At 55.8% G+C, this 20,243-nt stretch carries 21 protein-coding genes and 1 other annotated feature (1 of these 22 only partly in view); of the genes, 7 read left to right on the forward strand and 14 right to left on the reverse strand.

Features of this window, described 5'->3' with window-relative positions; translation table 11 throughout:
* Window positions 1-110 (reverse strand) — a sequence feature (Thr leader region) (it extends 8 nt beyond the left edge of the window).
* The 3 genes from thrL to yjjY all read right to left on the reverse strand — a co-directional run bounded on the left by thrL (window position 49) and on the right by yjjY (window position 1,550).
* Entirely contained in the window at window positions 49-117 is a 69-nt protein-coding gene (gene thrL / locus N7V53_RS13240) for a thr operon leader peptide (RefSeq protein ID WP_124971581.1), read from the reverse strand. Its footprint overlaps the feature before it by 62 nt.
* Window positions 118-326: 209 nt before the next feature.
* Window positions 327-1,013 carry a tRNA/rRNA methyltransferase gene (locus N7V53_RS13245; RefSeq protein ID WP_279793641.1) on the reverse strand — a complete coding sequence of 229 codons (687 nt, stop codon included), beginning with the start codon at window positions 1,011-1,013 and terminating at the stop codon, window positions 327-329.
* Between the two features lie 396 nt (window positions 1,014-1,409).
* On the reverse strand, window positions 1,410-1,550 hold the full coding sequence (gene yjjY / locus N7V53_RS13250; RefSeq protein ID WP_086870418.1) for a protein YjjY: 141 nt from the start codon (window positions 1,548-1,550) through the stop codon (window positions 1,410-1,412).
* A 94-nt stretch (window positions 1,551-1,644) separates the two neighbouring features.
* Between yjjY and arcA the strand changes: the two genes are divergently transcribed.
* Window positions 1,645-2,361: a two-component system response regulator ArcA gene (gene arcA, locus N7V53_RS13255; protein ID WP_023480336.1), complete on the forward strand. Its 717-nt coding sequence runs from the start codon at window positions 1,645-1,647 to the stop codon at window positions 2,359-2,361.
* 40 nt (window positions 2,362-2,401) lie between these two features.
* Here the strand turns inward: arcA and creD are convergent, their stop codons facing one another.
* The 4 genes from creD to creA are packed head-to-tail and all read right to left on the reverse strand — an operon-like array spanning window position 2,402 to window position 6,437.
* Entirely contained in the window at window positions 2,402-3,781 is a 1,380-nt protein-coding gene (gene creD / locus N7V53_RS13260) for a cell envelope integrity protein CreD (RefSeq protein ID WP_279793642.1), read from the reverse strand.
* Window positions 3,782-3,838: 57 nt separating this feature from the next.
* Window positions 3,839-5,263 carry a two-component system sensor histidine kinase CreC gene (gene creC / locus N7V53_RS13265; RefSeq protein WP_279793643.1) on the reverse strand — a complete coding sequence of 475 codons (1,425 nt, stop codon included), beginning with the start codon at window positions 5,261-5,263 and terminating at the stop codon, window positions 3,839-3,841.
* Entirely contained in the window at window positions 5,263-5,952 is a 690-nt protein-coding gene (gene creB / locus N7V53_RS13270; RefSeq protein ID WP_128483678.1) for a two-component system response regulator CreB, read from the reverse strand. The genes creC and creB overlap by 1 nt, the downstream gene beginning before the upstream one ends.
* An 11-nt stretch (window positions 5,953-5,963) precedes the next feature.
* On the reverse strand, window positions 5,964-6,437 hold the full coding sequence (creA, locus tag N7V53_RS13275) for a protein CreA (RefSeq protein WP_023480363.1): 474 nt from the start codon (window positions 6,435-6,437) through the stop codon (window positions 5,964-5,966).
* A 218-nt stretch (window positions 6,438-6,655) separates the two neighbouring features.
* On the opposite strand from creA, the gene robA reads away from it, so the two are divergent.
* On the forward strand, window positions 6,656-7,528 hold the full coding sequence (gene robA, locus N7V53_RS13280; protein WP_279793644.1) for an MDR efflux pump AcrAB transcriptional activator RobA: 873 nt from the start codon (window positions 6,656-6,658) through the stop codon (window positions 7,526-7,528).
* Here robA and gpmB read toward each other — a convergent pair.
* On the reverse strand, window positions 7,525-8,172 hold the full coding sequence (gene gpmB, locus N7V53_RS13285) for a 2,3-diphosphoglycerate-dependent phosphoglycerate mutase GpmB (RefSeq protein ID WP_023480352.1): 648 nt from the start codon (window positions 8,170-8,172) through the stop codon (window positions 7,525-7,527). The genes robA and gpmB overlap by 4 nt on opposite strands.
* A 99-nt stretch (window positions 8,173-8,271) precedes the next feature.
* Here gpmB and yjjX point away from each other — a divergent pair, with 99 nt between their 5' ends.
* Window positions 8,272-8,787, forward strand: a complete 516-nt coding sequence (gene yjjX / locus N7V53_RS13290; protein WP_023480394.1) for an inosine/xanthosine triphosphatase — start codon at window positions 8,272-8,274, stop codon at window positions 8,785-8,787.
* Here yjjX and trpR read toward each other — a convergent pair.
* Together trpR and sltY are read right to left on the reverse strand one after the other, a co-directional pair.
* The gene (gene trpR / locus N7V53_RS13295) at window positions 8,778-9,107 is read right to left on the reverse strand and encodes a trp operon repressor (protein ID WP_023480369.1); all 330 of its coding nucleotides are present in this window, start codon (window positions 9,105-9,107) and stop codon (window positions 8,778-8,780) included. The genes yjjX and trpR overlap by 10 nt on opposite strands.
* Window positions 9,108-9,182: 75 nt before the next feature.
* Window positions 9,183-11,123 (reverse strand): murein transglycosylase, encoded by a 1,941-nt coding sequence (sltY, locus tag N7V53_RS13300; protein WP_279793645.1) that lies wholly within the window; start codon window positions 11,121-11,123, stop codon window positions 9,183-9,185.
* A gap of 215 nt (window positions 11,124-11,338) precedes the next feature.
* Between sltY and ettA the strand changes: the two genes are divergently transcribed.
* Both ettA and N7V53_RS13310 read left to right on the forward strand, forming a co-directional pair.
* The gene (ettA, locus tag N7V53_RS13305; protein WP_279793646.1) at window positions 11,339-13,006 is read left to right on the forward strand and encodes an energy-dependent translational throttle protein EttA; all 1,668 of its coding nucleotides are present in this window, start codon (window positions 11,339-11,341) and stop codon (window positions 13,004-13,006) included.
* 320 nt (window positions 13,007-13,326) lie between these two features.
* Complete coding sequence (locus N7V53_RS13310; RefSeq protein WP_023480289.1) at window positions 13,327-13,911, forward strand: LuxR C-terminal-related transcriptional regulator; 585 nt, start codon at window positions 13,327-13,329, stop codon at window positions 13,909-13,911.
* On the opposite strand, the gene nadR is transcribed toward N7V53_RS13310, so the two are convergent.
* From nadR to serB, 3 genes are read right to left on the reverse strand one after another with little or no spacing between them, the layout of a single operon-like run.
* Window positions 13,861-15,087 (reverse strand): multifunctional transcriptional regulator/nicotinamide-nucleotide adenylyltransferase/ribosylnicotinamide kinase NadR, encoded by a 1,227-nt coding sequence (nadR, locus tag N7V53_RS13315; protein ID WP_023480307.1) that lies wholly within the window; start codon window positions 15,085-15,087, stop codon window positions 13,861-13,863. The two genes, N7V53_RS13310 and nadR, sit on opposite strands and share 51 nt — an antisense overlap.
* A gap of 29 nt (window positions 15,088-15,116) precedes the next feature.
* The gene (gene radA / locus N7V53_RS13320) at window positions 15,117-16,499 is read right to left on the reverse strand and encodes a DNA repair protein RadA (RefSeq protein ID WP_023480209.1); all 1,383 of its coding nucleotides are present in this window, start codon (window positions 16,497-16,499) and stop codon (window positions 15,117-15,119) included.
* A gap of 8 nt (window positions 16,500-16,507) precedes the next feature.
* Window positions 16,508-17,479, reverse strand: a complete 972-nt coding sequence (gene serB / locus N7V53_RS13325) for a phosphoserine phosphatase (RefSeq protein WP_076768934.1) — start codon at window positions 17,477-17,479, stop codon at window positions 16,508-16,510.
* Between the two features lie 118 nt (window positions 17,480-17,597).
* Here serB and N7V53_RS13330 point away from each other — a divergent pair, with 118 nt between their 5' ends.
* Both N7V53_RS13330 and lplA read left to right on the forward strand, forming a co-directional pair.
* A complete protein-coding gene (locus N7V53_RS13330) occupies window positions 17,598-18,242 on the forward strand; it encodes a YtjB family periplasmic protein (protein ID WP_279793647.1) in 645 nt (214 codons plus the stop codon).
* Window positions 18,243-18,291: 49 nt separating this feature from the next.
* Window positions 18,292-19,308 (forward strand): lipoate--protein ligase LplA, encoded by a 1,017-nt coding sequence (lplA, locus tag N7V53_RS13335; RefSeq protein ID WP_279793648.1) that lies wholly within the window; start codon window positions 18,292-18,294, stop codon window positions 19,306-19,308.
* Between the two features lie 168 nt (window positions 19,309-19,476).
* Here lplA and deoD read toward each other — a convergent pair whose 3' ends face one another.
* Window positions 19,477-20,196 carry a purine-nucleoside phosphorylase gene (gene deoD / locus N7V53_RS13340; protein ID WP_023480392.1) on the reverse strand — a complete coding sequence of 240 codons (720 nt, stop codon included), beginning with the start codon at window positions 20,194-20,196 and terminating at the stop codon, window positions 19,477-19,479.
* Window positions 20,197-20,243: the final 47 nt, after the last annotated feature.

The following is a 20,243-nucleotide window of genomic DNA, read 5'->3' on the forward strand; positions in this document are numbered from 1 at the left end:
AGCCCGCACTGTTCAGGTGCGGGCTTTTTTCAGTATTTCCTGTACGCGTCAGCCCGCACCGTTACCTGTGGTAATGGTGATGGTTGTAATAGTGGTAATCGTGCAGATGCGTGCCATGGATGTTGTGCTCTGTATTATTATCTGTCTGTGCTGTATGCCTATATTGGTTAAAGTATCTGCCTGCTTAAGTCAATTTATTTTTTAATTATGCAGAATTTATTCAATTCCCGTCTGCGCTAAAAGCGGAGCCGTTTACAGCCCGATCAGGGCGATGAGAAATCGATATCGCAGCATCTTCAGCTATAAAAGAATCTTATTACAGCGCGTTACTCGATAAGCTTTTTTTCGATATCGTGAAGCAAACGGTGCAACATGGCGGTGTCGCGCTGCTCCAGCAAGCCAAGCCGCTGATCCAGCCAGTCGACCATTTTCATATCATCAACCACGTCTAATTTTTTGAGTAAATTATGTGCCCGTAAACGCAGTGCGCTTAACTGGTTATTATCAACCTGAGAAATAGTTTGCGGCGCACTTTGCATTAACGCAGATAATTGATAGCAAAATACCATTACCGCCTGGCCGAGATTAAGCGAAGGGTAATCTGCCGCCATCGGTACCCCGGTCAGAATATCCGCCAGCGCTAGTTCATCATTGGTCAGCCCGGAATCCTCGCGCCCAAAAACCAACGCCGCGCCGCTAAGCCAGGCGCTTTTCTCCTCTAATAACGGCACAAGCTGCTCAGGCGTTGCGTAATAGTGGAATTTCGCCCGACTGCGCGCGGTAGTGGCAATACTGAAAGGAATATCGGCCAGCGCATCAGCAAGCGTAGCGTAGTGCTTCGCGTTATCCAGGATGTCGCCCGAGCCGTGCGCGACGCGCCTTGCGGCTTCCTGTAAATGAGCCTCGCTGTCGACAATACGTAAATCAGTAAAGCCCATCGTTTTCATGGCACGCGCCGCTGCGCCGACGTTTTCCGCTCGCGCGGGGGAGACAAGAACTATTGCCAGTTGCATCGAAACCTTCTTTTTTCATGCCCGCTGAAAAATGTGACACCAATCAACATATTACGCGGAGCGAATTTACAATTAGATAACACCAATCGCCGATCTGACCCGTCTCTACGCTTAAAAAAAGCTAAACTGTTTATCAGCAATATTACCTGTTAAGATGTTAACAGAACGGGCATATCCCTCTGTTTCTTCTTGGCATTTTAATACAGAAATGTCTGCCTGTGTTGGATTCAGGCTATTTATCAATTAGCGCACGCAACTACTTGGTTTATTGAAAATTTGTAATAGAAGCTAGCAGCTGGCTATCAGAATTTCGCTAAAGTGTTAACGTGCTACAATTGAACTTGATATATGTCAACGAAGCGTAGTTTTATTGGGTGTCATTTGCGTCTTAGCCTGTTATGTTGCTGTTAAAATGGTTAGGATGACAGCCGTTTTTGACACTGTCGGGTTCAGAGGGAAAGTGCCCACGACCAAGCTAATGATGTTGTTGACGTTGATGGAAAGTGCATCAAGAACGCAATTACGTACTTTAGTCATGTTATGCCGTCATGTTAATTTTCGACATGCACCAGGCTGGTCAGGGACTTTTGTACTTCCTGTTTCGATTTAGTTGGCAATTTAGGTAGCAAACATGCAGATCCCGCACATTCTTATTGTTGAAGACGAGTTGGTAACACGCAACACGTTGAAAAGCATTTTCGAAGCAGAAGGCTACGATGTCTTTGAAGCGACTGATGGCGCTGAAATGCATCAGATCCTTTCTGAACACGATGTAAACCTGGTGATTATGGATATCAATCTGCCGGGTAAAAACGGTCTTTTACTGGCGCGTGAGCTGCGTGAGCAGGCAAATGTCGCGCTGATGTTCCTGACCGGTCGCGACAACGAGGTCGATAAAATTCTCGGTCTTGAGATTGGCGCTGACGATTACATCACCAAGCCCTTTAACCCGCGTGAATTGACTATCCGCGCGCGCAACCTGCTGTCCCGTACCATGAATCTCGGTACCATCAGCGAAGAGCGCCGCAGCGTCGATAGCTACAAATTCAATGGCTGGGAGCTGGATATCAACAGTCGTTCGCTGATTAGCCCGAACGGCGAGCAGTATAAGCTGCCGCGCAGTGAGTTCCGCGCGATGCTGCACTTCTGCGAAAACCCGGGCAAGATTCAGTCGCGTGCTGAGCTGCTGAAAAAAATGACCGGGCGTGAGTTGAAACCGCACGATCGTACCGTGGATGTCACCATCCGCCGTATCCGTAAGCACTTTGAATCAACGCCGGATACGCCAGAAATTATCGCCACCATTCATGGCGAAGGTTACCGCTTCTGCGGCGATCTGCAGGAATAAACGAACGCAAACGAAAAAGCGGCGCAGTGCGCCGCTTTTTTTATTTCCAGATCCTTAACTCATCTTCCGTCGCAGGCTCCGCTGCGATCCGTTTTATCCCTGCCGCTGACAATGCATACCAGTCAAATTTACGTGTCAGGAACATTACCGCAGTCAGTGCCACAAACAGCACGCCGGTTCCCAGTAAGAGCGCATTATCCTCAGAGTTGAGCAGCCCCCACATCACCGCATCAAGCAACAGTAGCGCGGCGGTAAAGCCCAGACTGGCGCGCCAGCTCTTCATCACGCCTTGCAGATAGAAGCCGTTCAACAGCGCGCCGAGCAGGCTGGCGACAATCCACGCGGCGGTAAATCCGGTATGTTCAGAAAGCGCCAGTAATACCAGATAAAACATCACCAGCGACAAGCCAACCAGCAGATATTGCATCGGGTGCATCTGCCGCGCGGTGAGGCTTTCAAACACGAAGAAGGCGAGGAAAGTCAGCACGATCAGCAAGATGGCGTACTTTATCGCTCTGTCGGTCAGTTGATACTGATCCGCCTGGGTGACGATATTGACGCTGAATGCCGGCAGTTCCCAATTGTTCTTACTGGAAAGCACCGCCGTATCGCGCACCTTGCTGTCCAGGTTGTTGGCAAACCAGCTGCTCTGCCAGTGCGCCTGAAATCCGCTCTCGCTCACTTCGCGTTTTTCCGGCAGGAAATCGCCCATAAAACCCGGGTGCGGCCAGTCGCCCTTCAGCGCCATCTCGCTATTGCGGCCAAGCGGTACAACGGAAAACTCACCGGTTCCACTCAGGTTGAACGACATCGCCAGCTTCAGCGGTTTTTGCAGGCTCTCCATCGCCAATGGCATATGGACACCTTGTAGATCGCTCATCAATCCCGTCCCGGGCTCGACGCGCAGCGCTTCGCCGTTCACGCTTGTGCTGCGCACCAGGCCAATGCCGCGAGAATCGCTCACTGCCAGCACGATAAACGGTTCGCCAAGCGTCACATTTTCACTCGGTTTGATATCCAGCCGCTTCGGGTCGAACTCGGCGTTAATATCGATGTTGTTATGCCAGAGCTGCCCGTCATAGATACCGATTTTGCGCGTTTCAACCTGCTGATTACCGTTGACCATCAGCGATTCCGGCAACCATAAGCGGATAAAACTCTGCTTGCGGCGTATCTCTTTTGGCGGTTCGTTTTCGCCGCTGCTCTCCAGCGACACCGTGGTTTCCGTCACCGGAATAGCGATCAGCGGGCCAATCAATTTTTGCGAGCCGGCGCTGCTCTGGCGCAGCGTATCGGTCACTTCATGTCGATAATCGGCGCGCTCGCCAATCAGGCTGCTGAGCATTGTCAGCGGGATAAGTAACACACACAGGCAACTTGCCAGCGTAACCATTTTCCAGAACAGGGGGGATTTCAACATAGCCTTCTCCTTAGTGATGCGCGCAGCATAACGAGGCTATGTGTGAAGCATTTGAAGTTATGTGAAGTGAGGGTGAAGTGTCAGACGGGCTTCGCAGCCCCCTTCCGCACGGTTCGACACCGTGACCGCGCCGTGATGCAAACGCGCGACTTCCTGGACAAATGCCAGCCCTAATCCGCTGCTCTTCTGCCCGTTCCCGCGCGGCAAGGAGTAGAAGCGCTCAAAGATGCGCGGCAGCGCGTAATCAGGAATACCGGCGCCGCTGTCGCTCACCGTGATAACTATCTTGTCGGCTTCCTCTGCGGCGCGCAGCACAATATTGCCGCCAGCAGGTGTAAAGTCGATGGCATTATCCAGCAGGTTTCCCACCGCCTGCGCCAGCAGCTCTTTGTCACCCGCCACCACCGCATCGTTGGCTTCAAAAACAATGTTTAGTGCCTTTGCCGCTGCCACCGCGCTTCGCTCCTCCTGCAATTGCTGAAACAGCGTACTCATCTCTACAGGCGCAAAGGCGATCTCCAGACGGTTCTCCAGCTTCGCCTGGTGCAGCAGCTTCTCAACCAGGCGCTGCATACGGCTATTCTGCGCAAGAATATTCTCCGTGAAGCGGGTCGCGACTGGCTGAGGAGGATGTTCACGCAGGATCTCCGCCGCGCCGCGGATGGCCGCCAAGGGGCTTTTCAATTCATGGGTCAGGGCATAAACATACTGTTCGATATAGTTTTTCCCCTCCAGTTTGACGCGCATGCTCTCCAGCGCCTGCGCCAGTTTGCGCAGTTCACTGCTGCCCAGCTTGGGCAGTGGCACCGGGCGGTCTTCGGTTACCGAATCCGCATAGCGGGCGAGCTTGCCGATCGCGCGGTTGATCCACCAGACCATTGCACCGCCAATCAGCAGCGCAATGCCAAGCAGCGCGCCGCCGGCCCACAAAATGCGCCGCTCGCTGCGTTTTATCACCGGATCCATGGCACTGTTGGGTTTACCGACACTCACCACGCCAATGATCCGCCCAGCCTCTTTCACCGGCGCGGCGACATACATCACCGTACTTTGCGGATCGCCCGCCACCAATGGTGAGCTACGCGCGCCATACTGCCCGCGAAGCGTCAACCAGACATCGTTCCAGCGCGAATAGTCCTCGCCCAGCGCTTTGCCCGTTGAATCGAATACCACGCGCCCGCTCGCGTCCGTCATATAGACATGGTACTCATTGCGCACTTTGTGAATGCCGTTGATATGGGCGTTAATCGGGTGCTGATGAAGGGTGGAAAAGGCCTGCGCCAGCCGCCCATCCTGCGCATGCCCGCTGAGAAGATCCTCGCGGGCAAACTCTGCCAGCAATGTCGCAGTATCAATCAGCGTGCCTTCCGTTGCGCGCCGCACCCCGGGTTTGATCTCCTGCACAAAGATAAACAGCACAAACCAGGCGGCCACCGCCACAATCAGGAAGTAGCCCAGCAGCAGGCGCATGCCGATACGCATCAGCGCAGCCCCAGGCTGTAACCCATGCCGCGATGGGTGTTGATCGGCGTCAGTTCCGGATTGATTGCGCGCAGCTTGGCACGCAGCGTTTTGATATGGGTGTCGACCGTACGATCGAAGCTCTCTTGCCCATCGCACCACACCTGGTCCATCAACTGCTGGCGCGAGAAGATCCTGCCCGGTGCCTGCAACAGTGTTTTCATTAACAGGAATTCATACCGCGTCAGGTTCAGCGTTTCGCCGCACCAGAGGATAATCGCCGCCGTTTCATCCAGTTCAAACTCGCCGACGCGAATACGATCGCTATGCAGCGACGCTTTCTGCAACCTGCGCAGCACGGTGCGCACGCGGGCGCACACTTCGCGCGGCGAGAAGGGTTTGGCGATATAGTCATCCGCGCCCATCTCCAGCCCCAGCAGTTTGTCGACCTCTTCACTGCGCGCGGTCAGAAACAGCACCGGCAGCGCGGGTGCGCGTGCCAGTAGACGCCGACACAACTCAAAGCCGCTGATATCCGGCAGGCCGACATCAAGGATGACCAACTCGGGCAACCGCTGCGCTGCTGCATCCAGCACCGGCAAACCCCGCTCAAATGCGGTGACGGCAAACCCATCCTGTTGCAGCATATAGAGTAAGGTTTCAGCGATGCTGGCTTCATCTTCCACCAGCCATATCAGCGGTTGCGGCATAGACACGTTGCTTATTTACCCCACGGCATGATCGGCACCGCACTGATGGCGTTCTTCGGTGAACCTTCGACCACTTTATCGGAGTAAGCTAAATAGGCCAGCGCGTTACGTTTGGCATCGTAGAAACGAACCACCTGTAACTTTTTGAAAACTAAAGAGGTGCGCTTCTGGAAAACGACATCGCCCTGCGCTTTGCCGTTCTTGATTTTATCGCTCAGTTCAACCGGCCCTACCTGCTGGCAGGAGATCGCCGCATCGGAGGTATCCTCCGCTAACCCTAACCCACCTTTGATGCCGCCGGTCTTTGCCCGGCTGATATAACAGGTCACATTTTTCACATCGGGATCGTCGAATGCTTCAACGACGATTTTGTGATCAGGCCCGAAAATCTTGAACACCGTATCCACCGATCCAATCTGCTCCGCCTGTGCGGAAGCCAGTGAGGTCAACAGGAGAGCAGGAATAACAAACTTTGTATATTTCATATTGTTACCATTTTTGAATATTACGTTACGCAACTATTCAGTTTTCATATGAGAAACTGTTTGCAGATCACCCATTTACAAAATTTATGATTAAAATCAGTCACAATGCGCGGGTCAGCGCAAAAAAAACACTGCATGCTAAACCCCTTAAAACCCGCTATTATCCCTCCCCTGATATCAAGCGTTCACCGCTGCTGTGCTATGGAAGAGGATATTTTATGGATCAGGCTGGCATCATTCGCGACTTACTTGCCTGGCTGGAAGGCCATCTCGATCAGCCGCTGTCGTTAGATAATGTGGCGGCAAAAGCGGGTTATTCCAAGTGGCATTTGCAAAGGATGTTCAAGGATGTCACAGGCCACGCTATCGGCGCCTATATCCGCGCCCGCCGTTTGTCGAAATCCGCCGTTGCGCTGCGTCTTACCGCCCGCCCGATTCTTGATATCGCGCTACAGTATCGCTTCGATTCCCAACAAACCTTTACCCGCGCGTTTAAAAAACAGTTTGCCGTTACCCCAGCGCTCTATCGCCGTTCACCGGACTGGAACTCGTTTGGCATCCGTCCGCCGCTGCGTCTGGGCGAGTTCGCCTTACCGATGCACAGCTTTGTCACGCTGCCACCGATGAAGCTTATCGGTACTACGCAAAACTACACCTGCGCGCTGGAGGAGATCTCCGATTTTCGTAACCAGATGCGTATCCAGTTCTGGCGCGAGTTTTTAAGCAATGCGCCAACCATTCCGGATGAGCTGTACGGCCTGCACGAGCCGCGGCCGAGCCAGGAAAAAGATGACGAGCAGGAAGTCTTTTACACCACCGCCCTGACGCCGGAGCAGGCAAATGGTTACCTGAACAACGCTCAGCCGGTCGAACTGGAAGGGGGAGACTATGTTGCCTTCTCCTATGATGGCGCACCGGAAGGGTTGCAGGAGTTTATCCTGACCGTCTACGGCACCTGCATGCCGATGCTTCAGTTGACGCGCCGTAAAGGCCAGGATATCGAACACTTCTACCCGCAGCGTAACGCCACCAACGATCGTGAACCGCCGACGCACATCCGCTGCGAGTATCTGATCCCTATCCGCCGTTAACGCTGCATCTCATCGAGCGCAGGAGCGTCCAGATGCGAGACGTCGCCTGCGGTTTCCACCACCCAGCCTGACGCCAGCCATGGGCTCTGCTGATAGTCGATGCGGGAGATGGAGCAGTTGCGCAGGCGCAAACGGCGCTCGGCGTAAGCCGGCAGGCCAAGAATCGTGCTCACCAGACACCCCAGCGCCATGCCGTGGCTCACCAGCAGCGGACGGCTGCCCTGTGGCAGTTCGAGACAGGCTGCCAGCGCGGCGTGCATACGATCGCTCAGCTCCTGCATCGATTCGCCTTCGGGAATGCGGCCATCTGCGGTGCCGTTGACTAACTGACGACGCCAGCCCTCCTCCTCTTCGGTTAAAGAGTCAAGGGGGCGTCGCTCCAGCACGCCCATATTGAGCTCGCGCAGGCGCGGTTCCAGCGTCACGTCGCAGCCGCAAATATCCGCGATAATCTCCGCCGTGCGGCGCGTACGCCCCAGGTCGCTGGTGATAATGTGGGTGATGCCCAGTGCTTTCGCGCGTTCCGCCACCTGTCGGGCCTGTGTTTCGCCCTTGTCGGTTAACGGACTGTCAGACTGGCCTTGAATACGACGCTCGGCGTTCCAAAGGGTTTCACCGTGGCGAACAAGGTATACCTGTAACATGTATTGTTATCCATTATACTGCGATGAATTTATTTCTCTGAGGAAGGCTCAAGTCCGCACGGGAAAAGCAGTTTCCTCTCGGACATGCCTTAGATGATTATGCACCAAGTTGTCTGCGCTACCACCAATCCCGCCAAAATTCGGGCGATTCTGCACGCTTTTAACCAGATTTTCGGCGAAGGATGCTGCCATATTGACTCTATTTCCGTCGAGAGCGGCGTTCCGGAGCAACCCTTCGGCAGTGAAGAAACGCGAGCTGGCGCACGAAACCGCGTGCGAAACGCGCGCGTGGCGCAGCCGAATGCGGATTTTTGGGTCGCGATCGAAGCGGGTATTGATGAAGGGAGCACCTTCAGTTGGGTGGTGATTGAGAATGGTGAGTTGACCGGCGAATCCCGCTCGGCAACGCTGCCGCTGCCGGAAGTGATCCTGCGCGATGTTAACGCTGGCGAAGCGCTGGGGCCGGTGATGTCACGCTATACCGGCATTGATGAGATAGGCCGCAAAGAGGGAGCCATCGGTGTCTTCACCGCCGGGGCGCTGACCCGCGAAAGCGTCTATCACCAGGCGGTGATTTTAGCGCTCAGCCCGTTCCATAACGCCGTTTATCGCTGAGCGTTAAGTAACGCTTTCTCCAGCCACAGACGCAAATCCGTCGGCGCGGCTTTCAGGCTGTTTGAGCCGCGCGTGATGGTCGCAATGCCCGCGCCAAGCTCATTTTTCAGCTCGCGCTGGCTCATCTCGCCGCGCAACAGCTCTTCGATAATACGCACCCGCGTGCCCAGCGCTTCACGCTCGTCCGGCGTAAGCATCAGGTTAAGCAACGGGATATGCAGTTCGTTGTCGTACGCCTGCCTGAGCAGATCAACAAAGCGCTGCCACTCCTGCTCGCGCTGTTCGGCCATCGCCGCTGAATAGGGGGATTGCTGAGTCATAGTTTGTCGCCGTGTTAGGGATTTTTATGCTGCGTACTCATGCATGAGTACGCAGCATAGCATAAACCACACTAATCAGTAACGGCGCTGCCATTCAGCGTCACTGAGGATGGCCGCTTTTTCGTCCTGCAGGAAGTAACGGTAGTAAGCATCATAGGCCAGCACGTTTTTCACATAACCGCGCGTTTCCGAGAAAGGAATGCTCTCAATAAACGCCACCGCATCCAGCTTGCCGCCGCTGTTATTCAGCCAGCTACGCACCCTGCCCGGCCCGGCGTTATAAGCCGCCGAGGCGAAAATACGGTTATCGCCAAACTGCTGATAGACATATTGCAGATAGCTGGTGCCGATCTTGATATTGGTTTCCGGATCGAAGAGCTGGCTGGCATTGCTGTAGCCGGGGATCGAAAACATCTTCACCGTATGCGTGGCGGTGGCAGGCATAATCTGCATCAGCCCGCTCGCGCCGACCGGCGAGCGCGCCGTCGGGTTCCAGGCGCTCTCCTGGCGGGAGATCGCCATCGCATAACTCGGCGAAATCTCTTTATCGCCGGTATAGCGCGTATAGAGATCGCGATACGCCAGCGGGAAACGCTCCTCTAACTGATCCCACAGCTTGCCGCTGATCGTTGCCTGAACGCTCAGATCCCACCACTGCTGCTCAAAGGCATAACGCGCCAGCTGCGCCTGCTGTTGCTGGCTACGGCTGGAGACCAGATTCGCCCACTCGCCGCGCGCGGTGTTATCCATCTTCCAGTACATCAACTCGCGCACGCGCGCCATCTCTGCGCTCTGCAACAGGGTTGGATCAACGTTGCCATCAGCCTTATCTATCTTCAGCTGATACGCTTCGCCCAGACGCTGCGCGGCAGCCATCGGGTAGAAGCCCCGCTGCTGCATCAGCGCATGGAGGATCTCTTTGGCATCATTTTCACGCCCGCGCTCCAGCAGCAGATCGGCCTGCCAATAGCGCCACTCATCTTTCTCTTTCGCCTCCATCGGCAGGCGCGAAAGCCAGGTATTCAGCCCGCGGCGGTCGCCATTGCTGAGCGCCATGCGTACGCGCCGCTCCAGCAGTGAAACGGATTGCGAACGCATAATCGTATCGTCGCGCCAGCGCGCCTGCTCGCTGGTGACATCATTGCCCATCAGTCGCCACGCAACCGTCTCGCGCAGCTGCTGCGTCTGCTCTTCATTGAGTTTTTGCGCCTGCGCCAGCGACGGGATCATCAACCGGGCATTTTCCACATCCTGGCGCGCCACGCTTTCAAACGCTTCTGCCGCCATCTGGCGCGTAAAGTCCGTCGCCCCGGTGGTAGTGGCAAAACTCATCACCGTCATCGGATCGTTAGCGAGCGTCACGATCGCCGACGAGATGGTCTGGTAATCGGGCGGCATCTGGCTCGCCAGCAGGGTGACAAGCCGCGTATTGCCGGCTTTCATCGCCAGACGAATACGTTCCAGGTAAGCGAGCGGATCCTGTTTACCCGATGCGCGCCATGCACCAAACAGCTGATCGCAGGCGTTCGGCTGGCTTTTGCCGCTGAGCCAGAGATCTTTCGCGCCCGCCCAGGCTTCATCCGCCTGGCCGCTGTTCCATTTGGCGAAGTAGTAGTTGCACTGCGCCTCGGTGGTCGTGGGTTTGTCCGGGCTAAAGGCCAGCAAACCCTGCCAGTCCTGACGTCGCGCCAGCTCATTCACAAAGCGGTTTTTCAGCGTGCGCGCGGCGGGCAACGTCGGGTACTGCTGCACAAATTGAGTGACAGTGAGCGCCGGTTCGCTCATCAAATCGTCGGTGATCTGCCGGTATTGCAGGTAGGGGTAAAGGGGATAAGTTTGCAGCGTCGGCATTAGCTGCTGCACAACGTCCATCTGGTTGTTGTCCCAGGCGCTTTTGATTTGCGCATACCGATCGCGTTGTTCATCCAGTGAGTCCGCCCGCGCCGCATTGCTGAAGGACAGCAAACACACGCAGGCCGCCGCTAACCGCCAGGCGGCATGTTTAGCTCTCTGCACAGCTCTTTCCTCTTATCTGTCACATTTTTACAGCATCATGCCGCATACAGGGGTTAATGCTAACCGGGCATCCCGTAACGCGCCACGTTACGCACACTTTTTTACCTTTCTGGTGTGATTTAACAGTGTGAGCGTCGCTGGCTGGGATTAGCGCGCGAAAACGGCTACACTCCGCTGTTAAATGCACTACTCATAACAAAGAGGCGAAGTCCACCGTGGCTCAATTCGTATATACCATGCACCGTGTCGGCAAAGTTGTTCCGCCGAAACGTCATATTCTGAAAAATATCTCCCTCAGTTTCTTCCCCGGCGCAAAGATCGGCGTACTCGGCCTTAACGGTGCCGGTAAATCGACGCTGCTGCGCATCATGGCCGGTATTGATACCGACATCGAAGGGGAAGCGCGCGCGCAACCGGGTATTAAAATCGGTTACCTGCCGCAGGAGCCGCAGCTCAATCCTGAGCAGACGGTTCGTGAATCGGTTGAAGAAGCCCTTTCTGAAGTGGTTAACGCGCTGAAACGTCTGGATGAAGTTTACGCCCTCTACGCTGAGCCGGAGGCGGATTTCGACAAGCTCGCCGCTGAGCAGGGCAAGCTGGAAGAGATCATCCAGGCGCACGACGGTCACAACCTGAACGTGCAGCTTGAGCGCGCCGCCGATGCGCTGCGTCTGCCGGACTGGGATGCGAAAATCGCCAATCTCTCCGGGGGTGAACGCCGCCGCGTCGCGCTGTGCCGTCTGCTGCTTGAAAAGCCGGACATGCTGCTGCTCGACGAACCAACCAACCACCTGGATGCTGAATCCGTTGCCTGGCTGGAACGCTTCCTGCACGACTTCGAAGGTACCGTAGTGGCGATTACCCACGACCGTTACTTCCTCGATAACGTTGCAGGCTGGATCCTGGAGCTTGACCGCGGTGAAGGTATTCCGTGGGAAGGCAACTACTCCTCGTGGCTTGAGCAGAAAGATCAGCGTCTGGCGCAGGAAGCCTCTCAGGAAGCGGCTCGCCGTAAATCCATTGAGAAAGAGCTGGAGTGGGTTCGCCAGGGTGCGAAAGGCCGTCAGTCGAAGGGCAAAGCCCGTCTGGCTCGCTTTGAAGAACTTAACAGCACCGAGTACCAGAAACGTAACGAGACCAACGAACTCTTTATTCCGCCAGGCGCGCGCCTGGGCGATAAAGTGGTTGAAGTCAGCAACCTGTGCAAAGCCTACGGCGACCGCCAGCTGATCGATAACCTCTCCTTCTCCGTACCGAAAGGGGCCATCGTTGGCATTATCGGCCCGAACGGCGCCGGTAAATCGACGCTGTTCCGCATGATGTCCGGTCAGGAGCAGCCTGATGCCGGTACGATCACCCTCGGTGAAACGGTGAAACTGGCCTCTGTTGACCAGTTCCGTGACGCAATGGATAACAACAAGACCGTCTGGGAAGAAGTCTCCGGCGGGCTGGATATCATGCGTATCGGCAACACCGAAATGCCAAGCCGCGCCTACGTTGGCCGCTTTAACTTTAAAGGCACCGACCAGGGCAAACGCGTTGGCGAACTCTCCGGCGGTGAGCGCGGTCGTCTGCATCTGGCGAAGCTGCTGCAGGTTGGCGGCAACATGCTGCTGCTCGATGAACCGACCAACGACCTGGATATCGAAACCCTGCGCGCGCTGGAAAACGCCCTGCTGGAGTTCCCGGGCTGCGCGATGGTTATCTCGCATGACCGCTGGTTCCTTGACCGTATCGCCACCCACATTCTGGATTACCAGGATGAGGGCAACGTGGAGTTCTTCGAAGGTAACTTCACCGAATACGAAGAGTACAAAAAACGCACGCTGGGCGCTGAAGCGCTGGAGCCGAAGCGTATCAAGTACAAACGTATTACCAAGTAATAAGCAGAGCGAATGGGGAAACCCATTCGCTCACTTTTTTCCGCAAACCCTCAGCAAATTCCTCTTTTTTCCCACGCTAAAAAAGTATTTTTGTTTTTCTATTATTCCGGTCGAATAAGCTACCTCGTTATATTCGCCATAGAAATAAAATAAAAACAAACTGCATCAAACAGAACTAATCGACAGCAGAAATAACTGCGCAATAAATATCGGCAGAATATCTGTTTTAGCCTTTGCTAAAAAAGCCGCATCTTGAATAACGCTACAGCCAGTCGCTACCATTTTGCTTCCTCGCAACAGGCAGTAAACGGAGCCCTCTTATGCACATCATTACGGACGATCGCTTCCTGGCGTGCGGTCTGCGGGCGCTGTTTGATCAGGGACTATTTAATCTTGCCGAAGAGGACGTTATCGTCGATTTTGATAATCACTTTCTGATTATTACCACGCTGCCGACGTTAAAAACGATTATGTCTGGCGACCAGTGCTTCGAGCATTTTTTATTACAGCCCTTTTATAAAATTGAAAAGCGCATCGCCATAAAAGCGTTACCGCTTCAGCTAAAATACCGCCCCTGGCGGCAGCGCAAATATACGCCGCCATCACTGCCTCTCACGCGCAAAGAGCGGGCGCTGCTGACTTATGTGATGAACAGTGAATATCAAAACGGGATTTTTGATTATGGCGAACTGGGTAGCAAAACCCTGAGCACTCACAAATACAATCTGCTGCGGAAGGTGAACCTGCGCTCGATTGCCGCGCTGGCGCAGGTGCATATGCGCTGGAAAACGCTCTCTCATCTGCGCTGTTTCTGGCCGGAGAGCGCATGCGCCAGACCGGCCAGAGAGAGCGCGCTACGCGCCCATCAGCTGTTTTACCAGGTCAACACATTGCAGGAAGCGTGAGTCATAATCGGCCTCTTCAACGCGAACATAGTCGATATTATTCGCTTCCAGCATCGAGACCAGCAGATCCTGAAACTCACGGCGATCGACAGAGCTGCCGAGGCTGCGCAAGCCGTCGTTGATCCACGGCGTGTTGTTTTCCAGCAGGATCACCAGATCGAAGCGATACTCATCGATCAGCGCCTGCACAAAGGGGTGCTCGCGCCCCTCATACTTTTTACAGAAAGCCTGCGTGGTGACAAAGTCGGTATCGATAAAGGCGACTTTATTGGCGTACTTCACCGCAAAATCAATATATTGCGCATGGCCGAGGGCGATTTTGTCGTAGTCGGAATATTGCAGCGCAATCTCATCCCCGCCGAGATGGGAGAAGACGTAATCACGGCCAAACTCCCAGGCGCTGGTGGTGTTGAAGATATTGGCAAGCTTGTTCACCAGCGTCGACTTCCCGCTCGACTCACCGCCGAGGATCGCCACCGTGCGCACAAAGAAGGGCTTCACTTCCGTCGGAATGTATTCCCAGTAGCGGAACGGGTTTTCACGAATTTGTGAGCCGCTGATGTTCATAAAGGTGCGCTCGGGATCGACCAGCACCGCTTCCGTGCCGAGATGCTGCAAATATTGCGGCGCATCCGCGGCCTCAGAGGTGTAGATCCAGTTCGGCGTAATGCCCTTTTCCGCCATAAAGGCTTTGATGCCATTGCTCCAGACGTCCCAACCGTGAGGATAGGGCTCCATCCCCTCTTCATTGAACGCATGGATGCGGATATTTTTCTGGTACTTAAAGGTTTGCAGCAGCCAGCGCAGGCGGTCGCTCACCGTCGGCTGCTGCGACATCGCGCTCTCTTCAAACAGCGCGCGATCGCGGGTTTCGTCATAACCGAGAATGATATGCAACTCGTCAACCTGGCTACAGGCGCGCTGGATCAGGTAGATATGGCCGGTGTGCAGCGGGTAGAACTTACCGAACACCACGCCGATATTTTTCTCGCGACGCGGGAAATCCAGCCCGAGAAAACGGTGCAGCGCCTCCAGCTTTTGCGCGCTGGGGCTTTTGATTTTGGCATTCAGCAGCTGGCTTAAGTAGCCTTTGGTCATGCCGCTGGCATCCGCGACCTGCTGCAACGTGCAGCCCTTCTGGCGAATGGCGGTTTTTAAGTAGTCGAATGACGACATCGTTGCCTCCTGCAAAAGTGATAAGCCAATTATAAGTCGTCAAAGACGCTTAGCGCATCGGCGAGCTTCTTCACGCCAAAGATCTGCATGCCTTCCGGCGCCTTTTTCGGCACGTTTGCCGCCGGAACAATCGCCCGGCGAAAACCGTGTTTTGCCGCTTCCGAGATACGCTCCTGGCCGCTCGGTACCGGGCGGATCTCACCGGCCAGGCCGACTTCGCCGAACACCACCAAATCCTGCGGCAGCGGGCGATCGCGCAGGCTGGAGACCATCGCCAGCAGCAGCGCTAAGTCGGCGCTGGTTTCCGTCACTTTCACCCCGCCGACCACATTGACAAACACATCCTGGTCCGACATCTGCAAACCGCCGTGGCGGTGCAGGACTGCCAGTAAAATCGCCAGCCGGTTCTGCTCAAGCCCTACCGCCACGCGGCGCGGGTTCGACATCATGGAGTGATCGACCAGCGCCTGGATCTCCACCAGCAGCGGGCGCGTTCCTTCCCAGACCACCATCACCGAACTGCCGGAGGTCACTTCATCCCCACGGCTGAGGAAGATGGCCGACGGGTTGCTCACTTCGCGCAGCCCCTGCTCGGTCATGGCGAAAACGCCCAGTTCGTTGACCGCGCCAAAACGGTTCTTATGGCTGCGCAGCGTGCGGAAGCGGGAGTCGGCATCGCCGTCGAGCAGTACCGAACAGTCGATACAGTGTTCAAGCACTTTCGGCCCCGCCAGCGAACCATCTTTCGTCACGTGGCCGACCATCACAATCGCCACGTCGCGGGTTTTGGCAAAGCGGGTGAGATAGGCCGCGGTTTCGCGCACCTGCGCGACGCTGCCGGGCGAGGACTGGATATCCGCCATGTGCATTACCTGGATGGAGTCGATCACCATCAGGCGCGGCTTCTCCTCTTCAGCAATCATGCAGATCTGCTCGATGCTGGTCTCGGAGAGCATATTCAGGTTCGTGGTCGGCAACCCTAAACGGTGCGCGCGCATCGCCACCTGCTGCAATGACTCTTCGCCGGTGACATAGAGGGTTTTCATCTGCTCGGCGAGCTTGCAGAGCGTTTGTAACAGCAGCGTCGATTTACCCGCGCCCGGGTTACCGCCAATCAGAATGGCGCTGCCGGGCACCACGCCGCCGCCGAGGACGCGGTCAAACTCTTTAAAACCGGTGGAGAAGCGCGGCAGCGCTTCGAGGCTGATATCGGAGAGCTTTTGCACCTTCGACACGCCCGCGCTGCCCGCATAGCCGGAGAGGCGCTCGTTGCGCGCAACGGTTGGCGAAGCGGCCACGCGCACTTCGGTAATGGTGTTCCAGGCGTGACAGGCGCTGCATTGCCCCTGCCAGCGCGGATAATCAGCGCCGCACTCATTACAGACAAACGCACGTTTTGGAGCTTTCGCCACATTCACCTCTACTTCTTATTAATACTGCCGGAAAGGATACAAAATACGCCCATCAGGTCGGCGTGACGAATGGTCACTTCCGCCTTCTCATTCACGGTCGGTTTGGCGTGAAACGCGATGCCAAGGCCGGCGGATTTGATCATCGGAAGATCGTTGGCGCCATCCCCAATCGCCACGGTCTGATCCGCGGCGATCTCATACTCTTCCGCCAGCAGCTTCAGCGTTTTCGCTTTGTACTGCGCATCGACGATATCGCCCAGCACCTGGCCGGTAAATTTGCCGTCGACGATCTCCAGTTGATTCGCCACCGCCGCCGTCAGATGCAGTTTGTCGCGCAGGTAGTCGGCAAAGAAGGTAAAGCCGCCGGAGGCAATCGCCACTTTCCAGCCAAGGGTTTCCAGTTTTAACACCAGCTGCACCAGGCCCGGCATCAGCGGCAGGTTTTCGCGCACCTGATGCAGGATAGCAGCATCCGCGCCTTTTAAGGTTGCCACGCGGCTGCGCAGGCTGGCGGTGAAATCGAGTTCGCCGCGCATTGCGCGCTCGGTCACTTCAGCCACCTGTTCGCCGGTACCGGCCAGTTTGGCGATCTCATCAATACACTCAATCTGGATCGCGGTGGAGTCCATATCCATTACCAGCAGCCCTGGCGAGCGCAGGTGTGGGATTTTACCGAGCGGCGCGACATCCATACCCTCATCGTGCGCCAGGCGCGTTGCGCGCGGTGTCAACGAGCCTGCCAGGCGAATCACCTGATACTCATCGACGCTCCAGGCTGAAACAATCACCATCGCGGCACCCAGCTTGCGCTGATAGGTGGTCAGACGCTGCTTATCGAGGCTCCGGCTATAGAGCAACCAGCCGCTACGACCAGCGTGATAATCCAGAGGCATCACCTCATCACCACTGAGAGAGAGCGGCAATCCCGGCCACTGAGAAACATCATCGGGCAGGTCGCACCAGGTCAGACTGTTAGGCATTAAAGCTCCTGTAAAAACGTTCGCGCCAGAAAGCACCGGAGGGGAAAATAACGCAAGAGGCTACCTTGTAATCAACGCTTCTGGCAACATTAAGCATCAAATTTACAACAGGTGACACATGAGTCGCGCAAAACTTAAATTTCGGCTGCATCGCGCCGTGATTGTCCTTATCTGTCTGGCGCTGTTGGTCGCGCTGATGCAGGGTGCCTCCTGGTTCAGCCAGAAGCATCAGCGCCAGCGAAATCCGCAGTTTGAAGAGCTGGCAAGAACCCTGGCGCGCCAGGTCACGATCAATCTCACCCCGCTGATGCGCACCGAAACGCCCGATGAAAAACGTATAGCCGCCATCTTAGGCCCGCTGACGGAAGAGAGCCGCATTCTCGATGCCGGCGTTTATGATGCGCAGGGCGACCTGGTGGCGCACGCCGGTGAAGGTATTGAGGTGCGTGACCGGCTGGCGCTGGATGGCAAAAAGGCGGGTGCCTACTTCAATCAGCAGATCGTTGAGCCAATCCAGGGCAAAAGCGGCCCGCTAGGTTACCTGCGCTTAACGCTGGATACGCACACGCTGGCGACGGAAGCTAAACAGGTAGATAACACCACCAATATTCTGCGTCTGATGCTGCTGCTCTCCCTGGCGATCGGCGTGGTGCTGACGCGCACCCTGTTGCAGGGTAAACGCACCCGCTGGCAGCAGTCCCCCTTCCTGCTGACGGCCAATAAAGCGGTGCCGGAAGAGGATGAACAGGAAAAGCGAGAGTAGCCGCAGCGGCTTCCCGTCCGCCCCCTGATTTTTAGCAAGGATATCGCCTATGTCGACGCTTCGTCTTCTTATCTCCGACTCTTACGATCCGTGGTTTAACCTGGCAGTTGAGGAGTCGATTTTCCGCCAGATGCCCGCTACGCAGCGGGTGCTGTTTCTCTGGCGCAACGCCGATACGGTGGTGATTGGCCGGGCGCAGAATCCGTGGAAGGAGTGCAACACTCGCCGCATGGAAGAGGACAATGTGCGGCTGGCAAGGCGCAGCAGCGGTGGCGGCGCGGTGTTCCACGATCTCGGCAATACCTGTTTTACCTTTATGGCCGGCAAGCCGGAGTATGACAAAACCGTCTCCACCACCATTGTGCTCAATGCGCTACAGGCGCTGGGCATTAACGCGGAAGCCTCCGGGCGCAACGACCTGGTGGTGAAGACCGCCGAGGGAGATCGTAAAATCTCCGGCTCGGCCTATCGCGAAACGCCGGATCGCGGCTTTCACCACGGGACGCTGCTGCTCAACGCCGATCTCAGCCGTCTGGCGAACTATCTCAACCCGGATAAGAAGAAGTTGCAGGCCAAAGGCATCACCTCCGTACGCGGTCGGGTGGCGAATCTGGTCGATCTACTGCCGGGTATCACCCATGAGCAGATTTGCGCCGCCGTTACCGAAGCCTTCTTTGAGCACTATGGCGAACGTGTCGAAGCAGAGATTATCTCGCCGGACAAAACGCCAGACCTGCCGAACTTTGCTGAAACCTTTGCCCGCCAGAGCAGCTGGGAGTGGAACTTCGGCCAGGCTCCGGCCTTCAGCCATTTGCTGGATGAGCGTTTTACCTGGGGCGGCGTGGAGCTGCACTTTGATGTCGAAAAGGGACACATTACCCGCACGCAGATCTTTACCGACAGCCTGAACCCGGCACCGCTGGAGGCGCTGGCGGCACGTTTGCAGGGCTGCCTCTATCGCGCCGATATGCTGGCGCAGGCGTGCGATGCGCTACTGGTGGATTTCCCGCAGCAGCAACAGGAGCTGCGCGAACTGTCGGCGTGGATTGTGCAGGCAGTGCGATAGAACAGTAAGCCTGGCGCTGTGCGTATCAGGTCTGAATAGATACGTGAATAGATTCTCAATCACTATTATTTTGATTTACAAACAAAATAATGCAGATATGCATCAAAAGATGAATAGATAGTGAGGGGTAAAATGCCGGGCAAGCTTACCGCCGCCCGGCAGGCAAAATTACGCGTTGTCGCCCAGCAGGACAGATTCCAGCGCGATTTTGATCATGTCGTTGAACGTGGTTTGACGCTCATCGGAGGTGGTCTGCTCGTGGGTGCGGATATGGTCGGAAACGGTGCAGATAGTCAGCGCTTTCGCACCGAACTCTGCCGCAACGCCGTAGATACCCGCCGCTTCCATCTCAACGCCGAGAATGCCGTACTTCTCCATCACGTCGAACATCTCGCCATCCGGGGAGTAGAAGAGATCGGCGGAGAAGAGGTTACCCACGCGCGCGTCGACGCCAAGGTTTTTCGCCGCGTCAACCGCGTTACGCACCATGTCGAAATCCGCGATTGCTGCGAAGTCGTGATCCTTGAAACGCATACGGTTCACTTTGGAGTCGGTGCAGGCACCCATACCGATCACGATGTCACGCAGTTTCACATCCATACGCACGGCACCGCAGGAGCCGACGCGGATGATCTTTTTGACGCCAAAATCGGTGATCAGCTCTTTGGTGTAGATGGAGCAGGAGGGAATACCCATACCGTGACCCATTACAGAGATTTTGCGGCCTTTGTAGGTGCCGGTGTAGCCCAGCATGCCGCGCACGTTGTTCACTTCACGATAATCTTCGAGAAACGTTTCGGCGATGTGCTTTGCGCGCAGCGGGTCGCCCGGCATCAGTACGACGTCCGCGAAATCGCCCATTTCTGCATTGATATGTGGGGTTGCCATCGTTGCTTCCTTTGACTTGTTAGAAAATGGAGGGCGGGAAAGACCCC

This window comes from Kosakonia sp. HypNH10 (assembly GCF_029850615.1).
GTDB lineage: Bacteria > Pseudomonadota > Gammaproteobacteria > Enterobacterales > Enterobacteriaceae > Kosakonia > Kosakonia cowanii.

Bases quoted from the DNA above. Each gene is read 5' to 3' on its own strand.
- creC (WP_279793643.1), bottom strand. From the start codon at position 5,263: ATGCGTATCGGCATGCGCCTGCTGCTGGGCTACTTCCTGATTGTGGCG.
- creB (WP_128483678.1), bottom strand. From the start codon at position 5,952: ATGCCGCAACCGCTGATATGGCTGGTGGAAGATGAAGCCAGCATCGCT.
- arcA (WP_023480336.1), top strand. From the start codon at position 1,645: ATGCAGATCCCGCACATTCTTATTGTTGAAGACGAGTTGGTAACACGC.
- creA (WP_023480363.1), bottom strand. From the start codon at position 6,437: ATGAAATATACAAAGTTTGTTATTCCTGCTCTCCTGTTGACCTCACTG.
- nadR (WP_023480307.1), bottom strand. From the start codon at position 15,087: ATGTCGTCATTCGACTACTTAAAAACCGCCATTCGCCAGAAGGGCTGC.
- N7V53_RS13330 (WP_279793647.1), top strand. From the start codon at position 17,598: ATGAGTCGCGCAAAACTTAAATTTCGGCTGCATCGCGCCGTGATTGTC.
- yjjX (WP_023480394.1), top strand. From the start codon at position 8,272: ATGCACCAAGTTGTCTGCGCTACCACCAATCCCGCCAAAATTCGGGCG.
- yjjY (WP_086870418.1), bottom strand. From the start codon at position 1,550: ATGACTAAAGTACGTAATTGCGTTCTTGATGCACTTTCCATCAACGTC.
- serB (WP_076768934.1), bottom strand. From the start codon at position 17,479: ATGCCTAACAGTCTGACCTGGTGCGACCTGCCCGATGATGTTTCTCAG.
- gpmB (WP_023480352.1), bottom strand. From the start codon at position 8,172: ATGTTACAGGTATACCTTGTTCGCCACGGTGAAACCCTTTGGAACGCC.
- creD (WP_279793642.1), bottom strand. From the start codon at position 3,781: ATGTTGAAATCCCCCCTGTTCTGGAAAATGGTTACGCTGGCAAGTTGC.
- robA (WP_279793644.1), top strand. From the start codon at position 6,656: ATGGATCAGGCTGGCATCATTCGCGACTTACTTGCCTGGCTGGAAGGC.
- lplA (WP_279793648.1), top strand. From the start codon at position 18,292: ATGTCGACGCTTCGTCTTCTTATCTCCGACTCTTACGATCCGTGGTTT.
- deoD (WP_023480392.1), bottom strand. From the start codon at position 20,196: ATGGCAACCCCACATATCAATGCAGAAATGGGCGATTTCGCGGACGTC.
- N7V53_RS13310 (WP_023480289.1), top strand. From the start codon at position 13,327: ATGCACATCATTACGGACGATCGCTTCCTGGCGTGCGGTCTGCGGGCG.
- trpR (WP_023480369.1), bottom strand. From the start codon at position 9,107: ATGACTCAGCAATCCCCCTATTCAGCGGCGATGGCCGAACAGCGCGAG.
- N7V53_RS13245 (WP_279793641.1), bottom strand. From the start codon at position 1,013: ATGCAACTGGCAATAGTTCTTGTCTCCCCCGCGCGAGCGGAAAACGTC.